An 18,908-nucleotide genomic window follows, 5' to 3' on the forward strand; every position below is an offset into this window, starting at 1 on the left:
ACATGACGCCATGCCGGGCTTTTTTGTGTTGCTGTGCGGGGTTAGTGGTTGCCCGCCGGCACCTGTGATGACTCTTCGTCGTTGCCGTATTCATCGGCTGCCGAGCCATGGTGGTCACGGGCCAGCAAAATGTAGAACGCCGGCAGCACAAACACCGTGAACAGGGTACCAATGCCCAGACCAGCACTGATGGTCAGGCCGATAGCAAACCGGCTTTCCGCACCCGGGCCGATGGCAATCAGCAGAGGCACCATGGCGAAGATCAATGCCAGAGAGGTCATGATAATCGGGCGCAAGCGGATAGCCGCCGCCTCGATGACCGCATCGACCTTGTTCAAGCCCCGCTCTTTCTGCAACTGATTGGCGAATTCCACAATCAGGATGCCGTTCTTGGAGACCACCCCGATTAGCGTAATCAGCCCCACCTGTGTGTAGATGTTCATGGTGGCAAAGCCCAGTACGATGAACGCCATGGCCCCGGCTACCGACATGGGAACCGATACCAGAATGATGATCGGGTCGCGCCAGCTTTCAAACTGCGCGGCCAGGACCAGATAGATCACCAGCAATGACAGGAAGAAGGTCACCATCAGTGCGCTGCCCTGGGTGGCCAGCTGGCGGGTTTCCCCGGTGTAGTCGTAGCTGAAACCCTGAGGGAAGACGTCGCTGGCGGTTTGCTCCATAAACTCCATGGCGGTGCCTGCCGCCACGCCCGGCATCACCACGCCCTCCAGGGTCAGCGAGTTTTGCTGGTTGAACTGAGTGCGGTTCGACGGCTCCACTTCCTCGGTAAAGCTCACGACGCTGGACAGCGGCACCAGTTCGCCGTTGCCGGCACGGATGTAGTAGTCCTGCAGGGCTTCCTTGCTCGGGCGGAACTGGTCATCCACCTGTGGAATCACCTGGTATGAACGGCCTTCCATGTTGAAGCGGTTGATGTAGCCGCCACTGAGCATGCTGGCCAGGGACTGCCCAACATCCTGCATTGACAGGCCCAGATCGGCCACGCGATCACGATCAACATTAATGCGGGTAACCGGCTTGTCGAAGTTGATGGACTTCTTCAGGAACATGAAGTTACCGCTCTGCATGGCCTTGCCCAGCATTTCATCCGCCACCTGGTCCAGCTGTTCATAGCTGCCGCCGGTGGTGATGACAAACTGGAACGGCAGGCCGCCGCCGGAGCCGGGCAGGGACGGCCGGGGGAATACCGCGGTCTGCAGCCCGGTGACCTTTTTCAGTTCAGCATCCAGCTTGGGCTGAACCTCGAACTGGGTAATCTCCCGCTCGCTCCAGGGCGCCAGCTTGAAGCCACCGAAGACGGCGTTGGGGCTGGTGATGCCCAGAATCATGAAGTCTTCGCTGTAACCCGGCACCTCAGACATCCGGTTCTGCACTTCCTGACCGTGGTCGTACAGGTAGTCCAGGGTGGAGGTCTCGGGCCCCAGGCCTTGATAGAACAGGATGCCCTGGTCTTCGGTGGGGGCCAGTTCGTTCTGACTCATCATCAACATGAAGTAGATGGATCCAAGTACCACAAAGGCGAAGAACACCACGACGGACTTGGTTTGCATCAATGACGCCAGCGCTGCCTTGTAACCGTTTGCCAGACCGTTGAAGCTCTTTTCGACAACCTTTTCAAAGCGGCCCGGGTCGCCGTGGGGTTTGAGTACCTTGGCAGACAGCATGGGTGACAGGGTCAGTGCAACAATACCGGAAATGACCACGGTGCCGGCCAGGGTGAAGGCAAACTCGGTAAACAGTGAGCCTACGAGACCTCCCATAAAGCCGATGGGCGCATAAACCGCAACCAGGGTGGTGGTCATGGCGATGATTGGGGTCGCCATTTCCCGGGCACCGTTGATGGCAGCATCGAACCGGGATTCGCCCTGTTCAATATGCCGGTGCACGTTTTCCACCATGATGATGGCATCATCTACCACCAGGCCGATGGCCAGCACCATAGACAGGAGCGTCAGCAGGTTCAGGGAGAAGCCGAACATCAGCATGACAAAGGCGCCACCGATCAGGGACAGCGGAACCGCTACAGATGGCACCACTGAGGCTCGAACCGAACCCAGGCACAGGAAAACCACCACCAGTACGATGATCATGGCTTCCAGCAAGGTCTGGATAACCTCGTTGATGGAATCGTCGATAAAGTCGGAAGCGTCGTAGGCCAGGCGCACATTCAGGCCGCTGGGTAACTGACTCTCGATATCCGGCAGTTCTGCCTTGACCAGTTCAGCCACCGTCAGCGGGTTGGCTCCTGGTGCCAGCTCAATGGCCACATAGGTGGCTGGTTGGCCTTTGTACAGCGCCAGGCTGTCGTAGGTCTGGGAGCCCAGCTCCACCCGGGCAATGTCCTGCAGGCGGATCAGAGTGCCGTTTGACTGTTTAACCACCAGGTTCCGGAAGGCGTCCGGGTCGGCGATGTCGGTGTCGCTGGTCAGGCTGACCTCGGTGTACTTGCCGCGGGTCTTACCCACCGCGGCCTGATAGTTGTTGGCCCGCAATTTGGCAGCCACCTCGACCGGGGTCATATCCACGGCGGCGAGACGCTCCGGGTCCAGCCAGATACGCAGGGCAAACGTCCGGCCCAGCAGTTCAGCCTTGCCCACGCCGGCCAGCGCCTGCAGCTTGGGCTGCACCACCCGGGTCAGATAATCGGTAATCTGGGGGACATCCAGCTCGGTGCTGTAAAAGGCAATGTACATCAGTGCCGTGCTGTCGCCGGTTGTAGAGGTAATCACCGGGTCCTCGGCTTCCGCCGGTAACACGTTGCGCTGGCTGGCCACCTTGGCCTGGATCTCTGCCAGGGCATCGTTGGCGTCGTAGTTCAGGATCATCTTGGCCTGAATGGTCGATACGCTCTGGGAACTGGTGGACGTCAGGTAATCAATGCCGCTGGCTTCCGCAATGGCCTGCTGCAGCGGAGTCGTGATAAAGCCCTTGATCAGGTCCGAACTGGCGCCGGGGTAAGCCGTGGAGACGGTCACCGTGGTGCTTTCCAGCTCCGGATACTGCCGGATTTCCATCTCCATGGCGGCCCGCGCGCCGATCAACAGGATCAGCAGGCTGACCACCGTGGCGAGAACCGGCCGGTGGACAAAAATGTCGGTGAATTTCATTACTCAGACGCCTCCTGGCCGGACTCGTCCTGGATTTCAACACGCTGGCCCGCGCGCAGCCTCAGCAGGCCCTTGGCGACGACCGTTTCGCCTTCTTCCAGACCGGAAAGCACGGCTGAGCGGCCATCACGGACTTCGCCCGTGGTGACGGTGCGGCGGCTGACAATCAGTTCACCGTTGTCGTTTTCTTCAACCACATACACGAAATTGCCGTAGGTGTTGTAGGAAATGGCGGTGCGCGGCAGGGTAACCACTTCATTGTCCCGGGGCTGACCGGTCTGAATGGTGGCAAACATGCCGGGGCGCAGCAGGTTTTCTTCATTATCCAGGGTGGCGCGTATACGCACGGTACGGGTTTCCGGGTTTACCGAGGTGTTGATAGCGCTCACCTCACCCTCGAAGGACTGGTCCGGCACAGCAGCGACCGTCACGGATACCGGGTAGCCCTGATCCACGTCCGGCAGAAATTTCTCGGACAGGGTGTAGTCCACATAGATAGGGTTCAGCATGTTGATCTCGACGATCGGTGTGCCGGTGGCAACGTACTGACCCTGATCCACCATGCGGATACCCAGCTTGCCGTCGAAGGGCGCGCGAATCACCTTCTTGTTGAGCTGAGCTTCGGCCTCGTTGACACGGGCTCGGGCGGCATCGAAATTGGCCTTGGCCTCATCATACTGGGACTGAGACACGGCCCGCTTCGGCAGCAGATCCGAAACCCGCTTGAATTCCTGTTCTGCCAGTTGGGCTTCTGCCCGCCGTGTGCGCAGCGCTGCTTCGTCGATGGCGGCATCCAGGCGCACCAGAACATCGCCCTTGTTGACGGTATCGCCGGACTCAAAGCCAATGCTCTCAATCACACCGGGCACTTCGTTGGCCACTTCGATGCCGTTGATAGCAGTGATGCTGCCGACAGCCTTGATCGCCGGCTGCCAGTTTTCGGTAGTTGCTTTGGTCACAGAAATGATGGCTGGCGGCTGTGGCTGGGACATCATTTCTTTCATCTGGCCGAACTGGTAGAACTTGTAACCAAAGATTCCACCCAGCACGACGCCGAGAAAAAGGAGAACGATGACGAAACGGGAAGCAGTGCGCATAAGTCTGTTCCTGGGAGTGAATTTCCTGAATCTGATAAAGTCGCCCGGAAGGGAAGGCTGACAGCTGTCCTTGCAAATCAGGGCACGGGGACAATGTAATAGAGCATCAGTTCAATTTAACGAATAGGATGCTACAAAAGCTGTTTCTATTTGTCACCCGTTTGCATTCAACAAACAGTATAAATACTGCGGACAGGTTACGCTGGTGTGTCCGGGGTGGATTATAGTATCCGGGCGTATTTCGGACTCCCGCTTTTCGACAGCAGGAATACAGGACTAACATCGATGCAACTGATTCTCGGCCTGGCCCTGGCTGCCGCTGTATTTGTGATCCTGAAAAAATGGGGCGCGCTGTCGCCGGAAGGGCAGAAGGCGGCAATCTGGAAAGTCATTCTGGTGGCTGGCGGTGCGCTGTTGCTGTTCATGGTGCTGACGGGCCGGGTGCATGTGATCACGGCCGGTATTGCCGCTCTTATTCCCCTGTTGAGAAAGGTGCCGGCACTACTGCGTTATGCGCCGATGTTTCGCAAGGCCATGGGCGATTCATCCGGTAATGACTCGACGCGCCATGCAAATGCCGGGGGCGATCGGGCTGCCACCCGGGGGCCAATGAGCACGCAGGAAGCCTGCGATATTCTGGGAGTTAACCCCGGTTGCTCCCGTGAGGAGGTGACCGCTGCCCACCGCAAACTGATGTTGAAGGTGCACCCGGACCGCGGCGGCAACGATTACCTGGCCGCCAAGCTCAATGAGGCCCGAGATGTCTTGCTGGGCAAGCGTAATCAGGCCTGATCAGGGCAGAATTTCCACTTTGACGTCGATGGACAGGTTTTCTGCACGCTTGCCGTTCACACGGTAGGTGATGCCTTGCTGCTCCTGATTCATGGAGGTGCGAGTTCCTCCGAGGCTGACCCATTGGCCCGGCTCGACCCGCCGGATGGTCATCAGGGCTTCGGTTTCGTAGCCGGGCAGTGCGGCGGGGTCTTCCTCAAAGGACACGATACTCAGCTCTACCGCCTGGCTCGAGATGGCCTGGGGGCTTACGACAAAGCCGCTTCGGGTTTCGACCTGCTGCAGTATGGCGGCGGGGTTGCGCCCACCCTTAACGGCAAATGGCAAGGTTCGCACATTGCCGGAGGTAATGTGGGCTGACTGGCCATCCTGCACGATCAACTGACGTTCACGGGTTGAATTGGTGCTGATGGTGCGGCGTTCGACGCTGGCGCCGGCCGAGCCGTTCGAGAGGCTGACGCCGCCTCCGGATTGTTTGCCGCCGATGTCCTGACGGTAGCGTACGCTGATCCTCATCTGTACCGGCGGCACATCCATCGATTGCACCAGTGTTCCGATTTCGTCCAGCAGTGCGGGTTCGCCACGGACCACCAGTTGTTGTCCGCGTGCCGTCACCGTGACCGGCGACTGTTGGTAAAGTTCGCGAATCTGTAGCGCAATGTCGTCGGCCGTTCGGTTGTTCAGCTCATAGACCCTGGCTTCTGATTGTGCCCAAACGACGGTGGAAGCCGTTAACATCGCAAGAAACAGGGCAGTCATCAGCCAGAGAACGGAGCGGTGCTCGGTGTTTCGCATGCAGGCCTCCAGAGCCATGACGGCCATGCCCGCATTAAATAATCCGTTTTGCGGGTTGCCATCGTTAAAACCGTAGGTATATAGTGAAAAGCATGAAGACCTTACACGCAGCCTGTCAATTGAATGTTCTGAAAGCTTTCGGTGAAAAACTGAAGGCCGCAGGCTCTGCTGTGTATTTTTGGTGGTTTGGTTATGGCTTTTATTTTAGCCAGAGCCCGGGCCGCCCATAAGATCTTCATCGACCGAATACAACGAGGAAGGCAGCCCGGCAAGCAACCCAGGCTGCCACCGGACTCCGAAAAGCCCCGACTGGTAGCCCAGCCGGGGCTTTTTTGATTCTGACACAGGGAAACGGGAACACAGACATGAACATGCCGCTGAAATCTGAAACACTGGATGCGCAAGCCTCAAGCGCCTGCCAGCACCGCCAGGAAGCGAGACTGCCCACCGCCGCCGAGTTGCGCCAGCAGTTTCCTGCCGATGAGCAACAGGTGCGGGCCATTGCCGGTTACCGTGATCAGATCCGCGCCGTGCTGCACGGTCAGGACGACCGCACCCTGATCGTGATGGGCCCCTGCTCCATTCACGACGAGCAGGCTGCCCTGGATTACGCCACCCGCCTGAAAGCACTGTCAGACGAAGTCAGTGACTGTTTCCTGATTGTCATGCGCGCCTACCTGGAGAAACCCCGTACCACGGTGGGCTGGAAAGGCCTTCTGTACGATCCGGAACGCACCGGTCAGGGCAATCTGAAACAGGGTCTGGAGCGTTCCCGCAAGCTGTTGCTGGCGTTGTCCGAGCTCGGCCTGCCGCTCGCCACCGAAGCCCTGAGCCCGTTCATGATGGATTACCTGGGGGACCTGGTAAGCTGGACCGCGATCGGCGCCCGTACCACCGAATCCCAGATTCACCGGGAAATGGTCAGCGGCCTGCCCATGCCTACCGGGTTCAAGAACGGCACCGATGGTGGCATTACCGTGGCCAGCCACGCCATGAAGTCGGCCTCGCACCCGCACCACCACATGGGGATCTCCCATAGCGGCGCACCGGTGATGATTTCCACCGCCGGCAATCCGGATACTCATCTGGTTCTGCGCGGTGGCCGGGGTGTGACCAACTACGATGAACTGAGCATTGCCAAAGCGGTGGCAGAGCTGGAAAAAGCCGGCGTATCAACGGCGGTGATGGTGGACTGCAGCCATGATAACGCCTGCAAGCAGGCCGAGCGGCAGGTGGACATCGCCCGGGAAGTGATGGCGCAGAAGCGTAACGGCAATCGGCACATCAAGGGCCTGATGCTGGAAAGCTTCCTGGAATTCGGCCGCCAGGACGACGGCAAAGAGCTGGTCTACGGGTGCTCGATTACCGATCCATGCCTGGGCTGGGAACAGACGGAGACTCTGATCCGCTCACTGTAGACAGCAGCAGTTGCCCGGCCAGCAATACCAGAATGCCCCCCATGGTCCGGTCGAGCCAGTGTCCGAACCGGTTGAACCCCCGGCGGACACGGGGGTGGGTAAAGAACACCGCTACCATGGCAAACCACAGGCCGGTGGCCAGGGCCATATAGATGCCGTATCCGGCCTGCAGCAGAACCGGCGTGCCTGGATTGATGATGACGGAGAACAGGGACACGAAAAACAGGGTGGCCTTGGGATTGAGGGCGTTGGTTAAAAACCCGAGCCGGAACGCCGCCCAGCCAGTCTGGGCCTGCCCGCCGTTCGCTTGCACGTGAATGGCTCCGGGTTTGGCCCGCAGGCAGTGCCAGGCGATATAGAGCAGATACACGGCCCCAATCACTTTCAGCACGGTAAACAGCATTACCGATTGCTGGATGATCAGCCCGATACCCAGCAGCGAATAGCCCACATGCAGCAGAATGCCGATGCCAATGCCCATGGCGGTCAGCAGGGCATTGCGCCGGGCCTGGGTCAGTGCCTGGCGCAGCATGACTGCAAAATCCGGCCCGGGGCTGGCCACCGCCAAAAGGTGCACCAGGGCAACGGTCAGAAACTCCAGCCAGTAATTCTGCACATTCATTCTCCCGCGTGTTTGCAATTGTGCTTGGGTTGTTGCGCCTGCAGCCAGTAACCACAGGGATTTTTTCTGTGATTCCCCTGTCAGCGGATAATAAGCTTTCTATACTTTACCGAAAGGCTCCTTAAGTTTAATAGCCCAAACCACCTGAAATTTCAGTCAGTCTCCAGGAGGCAGGATGGACAAGCGAGAAGTGGATGTAGCGGTTATCGGTGCGGGTACGGCGGGAATGGTCGCCTATCAGCGCGCCCGCAGGGCCACCGACCGGATTGTGTTGATTGAGGGTGATCAATACGGCACCACCTGTGCCCGGGTAGGGTGCATGCCCAGCAAGTTGCTGATTGCCGCCGCGGAAAGGGCCCATCAGGTGAGGCAGGCGGAAGCGTTCGGTGTGCTTCCGGGCGATGTGCGCATTGATGGTCCGGCTGTGATGGCGCGAGTGCGTGAAGAGCGCGATCGCTTTGTGGCACCGGTGGTGCGGTCCATGGAATCGCTGCCGCAGGAACACCGGTTGATGGGGCATGCCCGATTTGTTGACAGTCATCGTCTTGTCGTGGGTGATCATACCGAGGTCACCGCGGGCCGGATTGTTATTGCCACCGGCTCCCGCCCCAACATCCCGGGCATTCTGAAAGAAGCGAAAGACCGACTGGTGGTCAACGATGACGTGTTCGACTGGCGGGATCTGCCGTCTTCGGTGGCGGTGTTCGGCCCGGGAGTGATTGGGGTCGAATTAGGTCAGGCATTGAGCCGGCTGGGCGTAAAGGTCCGCATGTTTGGCGTCAGCGGCGGCATTGGCGGTATTCAGGATGAGAAGGTGAGGGAGTATGCGCTGGACACCTTCCGTGAAGAGTTTGCCATCAGCCCGAAAGCCGATACCCGGCGTGTTGAACGCATCGAGGAGGGGGTTCGCATCAGCTGGAGCGAGGGCGGCAAGGAGCATCAGCAAACCTTTGATTATCTGTTGGCAGCCACCGGGCGGAGACCCAACATTGATCACCTGGATATCCAGAATGCCGGCATCGAACTGGATGAACGGGGCATGCCGGAGTTTGACCCCTTCACCCTGCGCTGCGGTGACAGCCATATCTTCATTGCCGGTGATGTGAACAACGACCGCCCCCTGCTGCACGAGGCGGCAGACGAAGGCCGGATTGCCGGCGACAATGCAGGGGCCTGGCCGGAAGTCCGAACCGGCCGCAGAAAAACTCCCATGGCGGTGGTGTTCACCGAGCCCCAGATTGCCTCGGTGGGGCTGAACATTCATCAGGTGGATGAGCGTTGCCAGGGCTGCTTTGCGGTTGGTGAGGTGTCGTTTGAGGATCAGGGTCGCAGCAAGGTTATTGGCAAGAATCGGGGGCTGCTCCGGGTCTACGGCGAGCACGGCAGCGGCCTGTTCATGGGGGCCCAGATGTTCGGGCCTGCTGCAGAGCACCTTGCCCACTTGCTGGCGTGGTGCGTGCAAAAGCGAATGACCGTGAGCGAAATGCTGGAGATGCCGTTCTACCATCCGGTGATTGAGGAGGGGCTGCGAACCGCAATAAAAGACCTGAGCAAGAAACTCCGGATAGGCCCTGAGCCAGGGGAGGGTTGCATGGATTGCGGGCCGGGTGTGTAGCTTTACCCTCCGTCTTTGACAGAGGGCAAGTCATTAAAGCGTGTTTTGCGCTAGATTCATGGCATTGGCGGTTGTATTCCGCTGATGCCGTGCCCATATCTTCTCATGGAAGAAGTAAGCAACGGTGTTAATGGCCGGTTCGACCATCGCGATCAGGCTGCCGATCAGAATGTCCCCGGTCAGCAGGAACGCGACGGTAAAAGCCACCGTAAAGTGGGTAATCGCGAAGGTGATCGTTTTCAGAAACGACGGGTCGCCCTTCGAGCTGTGATTGTGAACAAACAGTTTCAGGGTACTCATGGAATCAACTCCGCGTGATGAATGCCTATAACCCCATTTAAGGACAAACGAGAATTGTTTCCAAATAGAAAGTGACATTTTTCTCGATAGGGTTCAGCTATGATTTTAGGGTTGGTGGTATAAGTTTCTGCTATGAGCGATATTGAATACCCAAACTTTCGTTCTGACACTGAGCTGTCATACAGTAGCTGTTAGATGACACCCCAAAACGAATCAGGAGGTTCAACATGGGCAAGAATTTTATTGGTCTCGACACAGACAAAACCCAGAAGCTGGCAGATGCACTGAACGAACTGCTCTCCAACTACCAGATTTTCTACATGAATGTGCGTGGCTATCACTGGAACATCAAGGGTGACAATTTCTTTGAGCTGCATGCCAAATTTGAAGAACTCTACGATGACCTGCTGCTCAAGATTGATGAAATTGCCGAGCGGGTTCTCACCCTGGGCCATCGTCCTGCACACGCCTACAGCACCTACATTGAAAAGTCCGAAGTGCCGGAGCGCAAGGACGTATCTGATGGCAAAGAAGCGGTGGGTAACATCGTCGAGAGTTTCGGTAAGCTCATCGCCAAGCAGCGTGGCCTGCTGAACCTGGCCGGTGAAGCAGAAGATGAAGGTACCGTGGCACTGATGAGTGACTATATCTCTCAGCAGGAAAAAACGGTATGGATGTACCGGAGCTACCTGGGCCAGTAAGTTCCGGCTGATGCTCCGACTTTTCCCCGGCCCGGCATCGGGCCGGGGAGTTGTCACAGAAACGTCACTGCACTGTCACTTTCCTTTCCCGCGTTCGTCACGTCTGTCGCCTAGCCTTCTTTGCTCTTGCATCATTAAATAAGCAAAGGAGCCCGCTGTGCCCAAGACATCGCACCCATTTCAACTGTCATTGCTCGTTCTCGCTGTGAGCGCCGTGCTGGTATCCGGCTGTAATTCCTCGGACAACGATGATGATCTGGCGCCGGAAGCTCAGGTCACTGGCCTGACGCTCGAATTCGCCGGTCGATACAGCACCGGACAGTTTGATGAGTCTGCTGCGGAAATCACGGCGTTTGACCCTGCCAGTCGCAGGGCGTTTGTGGTTAATGCCTTGTCCGGGGCTGTGGATGTGCTGGATATGAGCGACCCGGTCAATCCAGCCAAAATCGACACGCTGACAGTTGCTGACATTGCCGCTGATGCGGTGGTTAACAGTGTGGCGGTGGCAAACGGGCTCGTTGCGGTTGCTGTTGAATCGAATCCGAAAACTGACCCCGGTTATGTTGCGGTATTTGGAGCTGCAGACCTGCAGCTGCGTGACAGTATCCAGGTAGGTGCGCAGCCGGATATGGTGACCTTTACGCCGGATGGGCAATATGTCCTGGCAGCAAACGAAGGCGAGCCAAGCGATGACTACCAGATCGATCCGGAAGGGTCGATCAATGTGGTTGATGTTTCCAATCCGGGGAATCTCACGGTACGGACAGCCGATTTTCTGGCCTTCAACAGCCAGGATGGCGCCCTGAAGGCATCGGGTGTTCGCATATACGGCCCGGGGGCCACCGTAGCCCAGGATCTGGAACCGGAATATATCACCGTCAGTGCCGACAGCCGCACTGCCTGGGTCTCTTTGCAGGAAAACAACGCCCTGGCGAAGCTGGATATCGGCGCGGCAACGGTCACCGGTATTTTACCCCTGGGGTTCAAGGATTACGGTGTTGAGGGGCAGGGTATTGATGCCTCGGACGATGACGGCGTCATCAATATCCAGAGATGGCCGGGTGTGGCGGGTATCTACCATCCCGATGCCATCGACAGTTACCAGGCAAATGGTGAAACCTTTATCGTGACGGCCAATGAGGGTGATGCCAGGGCCTGGGGTGAAGATGACGCCGACTACTGGAATGGCGATAGTTCCAGGGGTTTTGTCGAAGAGTTGCGGGTGAAACACCTGGTACATCCGGATGGTTTTGCCCGCCGGATTGGTGACGACATGCCACCGCAACTGACTGCGCTGGCCGAAGGTGCGCTGTTGAATCCATCCGTCTTCGATTACTGCGGTGCCACAGCCGGTGCAGCCAATGACTGTCGCGATGATGACCAGTTGGGAAGACTCAACATCAGTTGGGTGCAGGGTTACCGGGTTGATGAAAATGGTGCTCCTGTCATGTTCAACGCGTCGGGTGCAGAAGACCCGGACGGCACGCTTCTGATGTACGACCAGCTGTACTCCTACGGCACGCGTTCTCTGGCGATCTGGAATGAGGACGGTGAGCTGGTATGGGACTCCGGCGATGCGATCGAGCAGTTCCTGGCCAGTGAGGACTGTCGTCTGGGTACGGCTCGTTCTATTCCCTGCTCAGACCACTTCAACTCCGCCCATGACGAGGGCATGGCGTTCGATTCCCGGTCGGACGCCAAAGGTCCGGAACCTGAAGCCGTGACTGTGGCGACGTTCGGCAATAAAACCTTTGCTTTTCTGGGCCTTGAGCGCATGGGCGGTATTCTGGTCTACGACGTAACGGACCCTGCCAGTCCGGTTCAGGTGGATTACCTGAATACCCGTGACGACTGGACCACTGTCGACACGGCTTCAGTACTCGAAACCGCAGGGGATCTGGGCGTGGAGAGCATCACTGTGGTGGCCGCCGATGACTCACCTACTGGTGAGCCGTTACTCATCACCGGTAACGAAGTCAGCGGCACCACGGCGATCTACCGTGTGAAACTCGAACTGACTGATTAATTCAGTTTCCGGAATAAAAAAGCCCCGTCTTCATGGCGGGGCTTTTTTGTGTCCGGGCCAAAAAAGTGTCCACAGGATCGTGTCATATAACCGAAACATATTATTAACAGTCCGTTAATAAATTCCCGCCATAGTGTCGTCTCAAGATTGCTGCCAACCACCGATTGGAAATAAAGCGTGACGAGACTTGCCTGGACGACCTGTTTACTTGCCGCCTTGATGCCGTTGCCGGCTCTGGCAGAGGTTCAGCTCACTTTGGGGGCCTGTGTGAACGTGCAGGCTGTTCAGGATAGCGAGCAGACCGCCGGCTCTGGCCAGTCACTGACTCTTGCTGATGGTACCCAGCAGTTGGTGGTGGAGTGCACCACCGAAATTGGTCGTGAAGAAGTGCTGGAAACCAGCGACGCCTTCGTTGTCCGTTTCGAGGCTGCTGATACCGCACTGGCCCTGAGCGCTCCGGAAATCGAGTCGCGGAATCAAATGGACGCTTTCAATCAACAGGGTAACTGGCAGTTGACTGATCGCCAGGGCCGTGAGGTGGCGTTTACCGCCGATGTGCTCGAGAAAGAGGGCTTTCAGCTGGTGCGGGACTATGCCCGTGAGCTGGCGGCCTATAACCGTTCCGGCGCCAAAGCGGCAGTAGCTGCTCCGGGGCTGATAACCAACCAGGACGGGTTGTTGCTGGATTCGCACGTCGATCCGGATCAGGAAATGGTCAGCAGGATGCTGCGCTACTGGTATCTGAAAGCTGACGAACAAACTCGAAAAGAGTGGGACAGCTGGGTTGATTCCAGCAACCAATAAACACCAAACCAAACTGAACGTGGAGTTCCAAAAATGAAGAAGCTTCTTCTGGCTGTTGCTGTGTCTACTGTTGCCGCAGCATTCTGTGAATGCTGCGACTGTTTACGAGAAAGATGGTTTTACCTACAAACTGAACGGTGACTTCCAGATTCAGTTCCGTCAGGCCACTGGCTTTGATGAGCGTGCCGAGGTTGAGTACGACGATATGGAGCTGAAAAACTACGTAGCCTACGATCTGGGCAATGACCTGACTGCGTTTGGTCGTCTGGATGTGGGTTACAAAAAAGCGGCGGAAGGCAGTCAGGACGCCAGCAACCTGGAAGAGGCTTATGTCGGTCTGAAGTACGGCGTTGCCTCCTTCTCTTTCGGTAAGCAGGACTTCGCCGGTGACGAATTCGGTATTGAAGAAGCCTACGAAGTCGAGACCATTGATGAAGACCGGTTTGATGGCGTAGAAACAGCGGGTGACGATACGATTCGTGTCGACATCGAGCTGGAAAACGTCTATATCGCCGCTTCTCACGAAATGGATGCTGCGGATCAGGACGGTGAATACTACGATCTCTTCGTTGCTACTGAACTGGCAGCGGCTTACCAGCAGTCCCGAGCGGCTGGCGCGGCTGAATCTGCGGACACCTGGGGTGTGAGCGCTTCCTACGATTTCGGCTTCATGAACCTGGCCGCTGATTACAGCTCCACCGACGAAGACGACTTCGAAACCACCCAGTACAACCTGGCGGCTGTGTTTGCTGTTGCTGCCACCACCGACGTCGCACTCGGTATGGGCAACAAGGAAGAAGATGACGCGGACGACATTACCGAATGGTACGCCAACGTAACCTACAAGTTCCCGGCTGCCAAGAACGTCAGCGTGTTCGCCGAAATCGCCCAGAGCGACCTTGAAGATGCGTCTGGCGACGACGCCGACATGGGCTTCCTGGCCGGTATGCGCGTGAAGTTCTAAGCTCGCTCGTTACATGCGCCAGCCTGGTATCGAGCTACAGGTCAGTGCAGACGTGAAATCAAGGCCGGGCCTCAGCGCCCGGCCTTGGTGTATCTAAACCGCGACCTCCAGTGGCGGCACCTCCTGATGCAAGAACCACTTCTCCGTGACCACCTTGCGGGTAAACCAGTGTGAGCGCATCAAGGTGCTGGCGATGGGCTGTTTCAGCCAGTCCGGCACCTCAAAGCCGGGCTCCTGGTCCGTGGCCCGGGTTCCGAAGCGTTCGGCAATGCGTTCACCATAGCTTTGCAGCGAGAGCGCGGAATAATCCGTGGCGGCCTTGATAACATTGGCCGCCATCAGTGCCGATTCGATGGCGGGACGAATGCCCTCGCCACTCTGGGTATAGGCCAGGCCGGCCGCATCGCCAATCAGCAACACGCCGTCATCCACCAGTGGTCGGTTGGCATGGGCATACAGCAGATAGGCGTGACCTTTGAAGCGGCCTGGCAGGTCTGAAGGAATGCGGCCCGACTGTTTCATTTCCTCGACAAAAGCTTCCAGATGATCAGATAACCGGTGGTTGTCCTCACGGCCCAGGCCGATGTTCAGATAGCTGCCTTTCCGGAAAACCCAGGCGTAGCCCTTGAGATCCCGGCAGAACCAGAGCTCTGGCGTGTCGCCGCGGGCTTCGCAGGCGCGGGCCTGCTCTGGCGTCATCTCGAACTCAACTTCCTTGGCGGCCACCACGGTTTCATGCTTGCCCGGGCCGTCGCCCAACAGCCGTGCCACCGGGCAGAAATGGCCCCCGGCACCCACCAGCAGCGGCGCCTGCCATTGATCGTTGATCACCCAGTTGCCGTTGTTCCGGTTGATGGACTTTACCGCGGTTGCCAGTTGCTTTTCACACTCGGCACGGTCCAGCAGGTAGTCGTCGAATTCGCAGCGACGAATACCGTAGCTGACAATATCCCCGTGGTCGTTCTCCACCGCACTTTGCCCCATCATGCCGATCCGGAACCGGCGAATGGGTTGCAGTGTCCGGCCGACGGAATACTTCCCCGGATCAATGTCCAGGCTGGCCATCACTGCCGGCGTAACCCAGCCGGCGCAGGTCTTGTCCCGGGGGAAGGCTTGCTTGTCGATGATCAGTACCCGTTTGCCGGAGTCCTCCAGAGCCCGGGCCAGGGTTGAGCCGGCAGGGCCGGCCCCCACGATAATGATGTCGTAGTATTCCATCAGACCCCCTCTGGCGTGGCTGGAAACGTGTAGAGTTCCTGCCGGCTCTGGGGCAGCTGGTTATTGTCGCCGTGGGTGAACACCACCTGGAACAACTGCAAAGAACCGGCCCGGAACGCGGCGATGGAACCGGCCAGATACAGTCGCCAGGCCCGGGTGAAATGTTCGTCGTACATCTCGGTGACCTGGTCCTGGTTGGCGGTGAAATTGTCCATCCAGTGGGTCAGGGTCTGAGCGTAATGCAGCCGCAGGTTTTCCACATCCAGTACCGAGAAATCGCTGTGCTCGCAGATTTCCATGAACTCGCCAATGCTGGGCGGATAGGCGCCGGGGAAAATCCGCTTCTCGATCCAGGCGTTCATCAGCATGGGCCGGTTGCGGCCGATGCTGTGGAGCAAGGCAATACCATTCGGCTTCAGGGAGCGTTTGATCAGTTCCGACAGAGCGGGGTAATTGTCCTTGCCCACGTGTTCGAGCATGCCAATAGAAACGAACGCGTCATACTGGCCCTCAATATTGCGGTAGTCGTCTTCGACATAGGTAACCAGGTTGTCCAGGCCTTGTCGCTCTGCTTCAGCCCGGGCGTAGGCCAGCTGTTCCCGTGAGATATTGTAGGAATGCACCTTCACTCCGTAATGACGGGCCATATATCGGGCCAGCCCGCCCCACCCGCAGCCGGCTTCGACCACGGTCATGCCCGGTTTCAGCCGAAGTTTGCGGCAAACGTGTTCCAGTTTGGCCAGTTGCGCCTGTTCCAGGGTGTTGTCGGCCTGCTCGTAATAGGCGCAGGTGTACTGCATTTCGGCCTCATCCAGCCACAGTTGGTAAAACGCGTTGCCCAGGTCGTAGTGGTGGTGAATGTTCTCCTTGGCCTCGGAGATGCCGGTGGCACGCGGGTTGTGGTTGCGCCACAGGGCGTCCAGCCAGCGTGGCCATTTCTGGCGGGCGGCATGGACGGCCCGGTACAGGCTCTCCATCAGATCTGGAAGATCGCCGTCGATTTCCAGTCGACCGGCGGCATACAGGTCACCAAAGGCCAGATTGGGGTTGGCCACCAGGGAGTAGAGAGCCTTGTGGTCGGTCAGGTGCAGGGTGAAGCGGGCGTCCTGAACTTCCGGTTCTATGACATCGCCGTTCCAGAGCCGGAAACGAATGGGGGGAGAGCCGGCCATACGCATCAGTTTATGGATCAGCCAGCGTTCATAACTGTGGGGTTCGCGATCGGATTGACCGCGCTCCAGGGGCAGGCTGAGGACGTGTGCCCGGTGTTCCTCCTTGTCCGGTAACTCCGGTTTATGAGCGGTACTCTGTGCCATGGAATGCTCTCTCCTCTGATTCGTTATGGTCCGTGCAATCCCGAAAACTGAACTGAGAGTCGCGGCTTTTTGACTCAGTATAGAAAATGATCAGGTTTTGTCAGGTCGGCGGACTGAAGACTGAGGGGCAGAGCGGGTGGATGGGCGGAGCCGGCATTGGCCGGCTCCGCCAGAGTTGCAGGGTTATTCGGGGGTCAGTAGGTGGCGCTCATGCCGAACCATTCCGGGAAGATGACGATCAGCGCCAGCACCAGAATCTGGATCAGAATGAACGGAATAATACCCTTGTAGATATCCGTGGTTCGGACTTCCGGTGGTGCCACCCCTTTGAGGTAGAACAGCGAAAACCCGAATGGTGGTGTCAGGAAGCTGGTTTGCAGGTTCATGGCAATCAGGATGGCGAACCAGAGCATGTTGATGCCCATGGCCTCGGCCACCGGTGCCAGAATGGGCACGATGATGAAGGAAATCTCCACGAAATCGATGAAGAAGCCCAGCACCAGAATGACCACCATGGCCAGGATAATGAAGCCCCATTGTTCGCCGGGCAGCATCATCAGCCACTCCTCCAGCAGATAATCGCCGCCGGTATAGCTGAACACCATGGAGAAGGCAGTCGCGCCGATCAGGATTGCGAACACCATGGCGGTCACGCTGACGGTGTCTTTGGCGGCATCCCAGACCATCTTGAACGAGAACTGGCGGTAGATGATGGCCAGAACCACGGCGCCAACGCCACCCAGTGCCGAGGATTCCGTGGGAGTGGCGATGCCGGTGAAGATGGAGCCCAGCACAATCACGATCAACGCCAGTGGCGGAATAATCGCAAGCAGGGCATCCCGGATTTCCTTGCCCCGGCTGACCGATTCATCCTGGGCCGGCATGGCCGGTGCGGTTTCCGGCTTGAAACGGGTCAGGATCAGAATGTAGACAATGTACAGGCCAATCAGTACCACGCCGGGCATGACCGCAGCCTTGAACAGATCGCCCACGGGCAGGCCAAGGACGTCACCCAGAATGATCAGGATGATCGATGGCGGCACAATCTGGCCCAGGGTGCCCGAGGCGCAGATGGTACCGGTGGCCAGGCGCTTGTCGTACTTGTGCGCGAGCATGACCGGAAGCGAAATCAGGCCCATGGCAACCACGCTGGCGCCGACAACGCCGGTGGAGGCAGCCAGCAGAGCACCGACAAGAATGGTGGAAATAGCAAGGCCGCCGGGCAACCCGCCAAACAGCCGTCCCATGGAGGTCAGCAACTGTTCAGCCAGTCTGGTGCGCTGCAGTACCACACCCATGAAGATGAACAGAGGCACTGCCATCAACACGGTGTTCTGCATCACGCTCATGATCCGGAAGGGCATGAAGGCAAACAGATCCATGCCTTCGGCGTAGATACCGAAAAACAGTGCGACGCCGCCGAAGGTGAAGGCTACCGGGAAACCGAACATCAGCATGACCAGCGCCACGCCGAACATAATCATACCGATCATGCCAGACCTCCTGCGCTGTGCTCGCCTTCGTACCGCTTGTCACCGGCCATCACACGGATGGCGTAGGTCACCATGTTCAAGCCGGCCGTTCCCATAAAGAAAGCGCTGACCGGAATCACGGATTTGATCACCCAGCGGTGCGGTAAGCCGCCGGGGTCGCCGCTGCCTTCGCCCATCTGGTAGGCATCCATGGCGTAGCTGTAGCCATAGGTGGCAATCAGGTAGGCGAACGGAATAACAAAAAGAACGGCGCCAATCAGGTTAATCCAGGCTTTGCGCTTCTGGCTCCAGTTGGTATAGAAAACGTCCACACGTACATGACCATCAGTGCGCAGGGCATAGGGAATGCCAAGCAGGAAGACGACTGAATAAAGGTGCCATTCCATTTCCTGCATGGCGATGGACACATCGTTGAAAGCATAGCGTGCGACGACGTCATAGAAGACGTTGGCAGCCATCAGGATCATGGCCACACAGGCGATCCAGCCGCAAAGTTTGGAGAGCCAGGCCAGGCTCTCGTCCAGTCGGATAATCCAGCGCATCGAACTTCTTCCTCCGCATCGCGGAATTTCTGAATGTTGGAAATGAAAAAGCCGGGATCACTTGGAAGAGCGAT

Annotated in this window: 16 protein-coding genes; 7 read left to right on the forward strand and 9 right to left on the reverse strand. The window is 57.8% G+C overall.

What is annotated here, in order from left to right:
* Window positions 1-41 precede the first annotated feature (41 nt).
* Both ARC85_RS05570 and ARC85_RS05575 read right to left on the reverse strand, forming a co-directional pair.
* The gene (locus tag ARC85_RS05570) at window positions 42-3,131 is read right to left on the reverse strand and encodes an efflux RND transporter permease subunit (protein WP_014422768.1); all 3,090 of its coding nucleotides are present in this window, start codon (window positions 3,129-3,131) and stop codon (window positions 42-44) included.
* Entirely contained in the window at window positions 3,131-4,228 is a 1,098-nt protein-coding gene (locus ARC85_RS05575; RefSeq protein WP_022993128.1) for an efflux RND transporter periplasmic adaptor subunit, read from the reverse strand. Before ARC85_RS05575 ends, ARC85_RS05570 begins: the two co-directional genes overlap by 1 nt.
* Window positions 4,229-4,513: 285 nt before the next feature.
* On the opposite strand from ARC85_RS05575, the gene ARC85_RS05580 reads away from it, so the two are divergent.
* Window positions 4,514-5,020 (forward strand): DnaJ domain-containing protein, encoded by a 507-nt coding sequence (locus ARC85_RS05580; RefSeq protein ID WP_183577329.1) that lies wholly within the window; start codon window positions 4,514-4,516, stop codon window positions 5,018-5,020.
* On the opposite strand, the gene ARC85_RS05585 is transcribed toward ARC85_RS05580, so the two are convergent.
* Window positions 5,021-5,815 (reverse strand): secretin N-terminal domain-containing protein, encoded by a 795-nt coding sequence (locus tag ARC85_RS05585; RefSeq protein ID WP_286714481.1) that lies wholly within the window; start codon window positions 5,813-5,815, stop codon window positions 5,021-5,023. It abuts the gene before it with no gap.
* A gap of 365 nt (window positions 5,816-6,180) precedes the next feature.
* Here ARC85_RS05585 and ARC85_RS05590 point away from each other — a divergent pair, with 365 nt between their 5' ends.
* Entirely contained in the window at window positions 6,181-7,233 is a 1,053-nt protein-coding gene (locus ARC85_RS05590) for a 3-deoxy-7-phosphoheptulonate synthase (protein WP_286714482.1), read from the forward strand.
* On the opposite strand, the gene ARC85_RS05595 is transcribed toward ARC85_RS05590, so the two are convergent.
* Window positions 7,178-7,849, reverse strand: a complete 672-nt coding sequence (locus ARC85_RS05595) for a LysE family translocator (protein ID WP_011786900.1) — start codon at window positions 7,847-7,849, stop codon at window positions 7,178-7,180. The genes ARC85_RS05590 and ARC85_RS05595 overlap by 56 nt on opposite strands.
* 181 nt (window positions 7,850-8,030) lie before the next feature.
* On the opposite strand from ARC85_RS05595, the gene ARC85_RS05600 reads away from it, so the two are divergent.
* Complete coding sequence (locus ARC85_RS05600; RefSeq protein WP_153740193.1) at window positions 8,031-9,470, forward strand: dihydrolipoyl dehydrogenase; 1,440 nt, start codon at window positions 8,031-8,033, stop codon at window positions 9,468-9,470.
* Between the two features lie 33 nt (window positions 9,471-9,503).
* Here the strand turns inward: ARC85_RS05600 and ARC85_RS05605 are convergent, their stop codons facing one another.
* Window positions 9,504-9,770 (reverse strand): DUF2061 domain-containing protein, encoded by a 267-nt coding sequence (locus ARC85_RS05605; protein WP_153740192.1) that lies wholly within the window; start codon window positions 9,768-9,770, stop codon window positions 9,504-9,506.
* Window positions 9,771-9,997: 227 nt separating this feature from the next.
* On the opposite strand from ARC85_RS05605, the gene ARC85_RS05610 reads away from it, so the two are divergent.
* The 4 genes from ARC85_RS05610 to ARC85_RS05625 all read left to right on the forward strand — a co-directional run bounded on the left by ARC85_RS05610 (window position 9,998) and on the right by ARC85_RS05625 (window position 14,265).
* Complete coding sequence (locus ARC85_RS05610) at window positions 9,998-10,471, forward strand: Dps family protein (RefSeq protein WP_014422762.1); 474 nt, start codon at window positions 9,998-10,000, stop codon at window positions 10,469-10,471.
* 157 nt (window positions 10,472-10,628) lie between these two features.
* Complete coding sequence (locus ARC85_RS05615) at window positions 10,629-12,497, forward strand: choice-of-anchor I family protein (protein WP_153740191.1); 1,869 nt, start codon at window positions 10,629-10,631, stop codon at window positions 12,495-12,497.
* 177 nt (window positions 12,498-12,674) lie between these two features.
* Complete coding sequence (locus ARC85_RS05620; protein ID WP_226374353.1) at window positions 12,675-13,301, forward strand: YccT family protein; 627 nt, start codon at window positions 12,675-12,677, stop codon at window positions 13,299-13,301.
* 85 nt (window positions 13,302-13,386) lie between these two features.
* The gene (locus ARC85_RS05625) at window positions 13,387-14,265 is read left to right on the forward strand and encodes a porin (RefSeq protein WP_286714483.1); all 879 of its coding nucleotides are present in this window, start codon (window positions 13,387-13,389) and stop codon (window positions 14,263-14,265) included.
* Between the two features lie 93 nt (window positions 14,266-14,358).
* On the opposite strand, the gene ARC85_RS05630 is transcribed toward ARC85_RS05625, so the two are convergent.
* The 4 genes from ARC85_RS05630 to ARC85_RS05645 all read right to left on the reverse strand — a co-directional run bounded on the left by ARC85_RS05630 (window position 14,359) and on the right by ARC85_RS05645 (window position 18,834).
* Window positions 14,359-15,483, reverse strand: coding sequence for an NAD(P)/FAD-dependent oxidoreductase (locus ARC85_RS05630; RefSeq protein WP_153740492.1), 1,125 nt, complete (start codon window positions 15,481-15,483; stop codon window positions 14,359-14,361).
* Entirely contained in the window at window positions 15,483-16,799 is a 1,317-nt protein-coding gene (locus ARC85_RS05635; protein WP_023009563.1) for an SAM-dependent methyltransferase, read from the reverse strand. Before ARC85_RS05635 ends, ARC85_RS05630 begins: the two co-directional genes overlap by 1 nt.
* Before the next feature lie 194 nt (window positions 16,800-16,993).
* Window positions 16,994-18,292 (reverse strand): TRAP transporter large permease, encoded by a 1,299-nt coding sequence (locus tag ARC85_RS05640; protein ID WP_011786891.1) that lies wholly within the window; start codon window positions 18,290-18,292, stop codon window positions 16,994-16,996.
* Entirely contained in the window at window positions 18,289-18,834 is a 546-nt protein-coding gene (locus ARC85_RS05645) for a TRAP transporter small permease subunit (protein WP_011786890.1), read from the reverse strand. Before ARC85_RS05645 ends, ARC85_RS05640 begins: the two co-directional genes overlap by 4 nt.
* Window positions 18,835-18,908: the final 74 nt, after the last annotated feature.

It is taken from the genome of Marinobacter sp. tcs-11 (assembly GCF_002049515.1).
In the GTDB taxonomy this organism is placed as follows: domain Bacteria; phylum Pseudomonadota; class Gammaproteobacteria; order Pseudomonadales; family Oleiphilaceae; genus Marinobacter; species Marinobacter nauticus.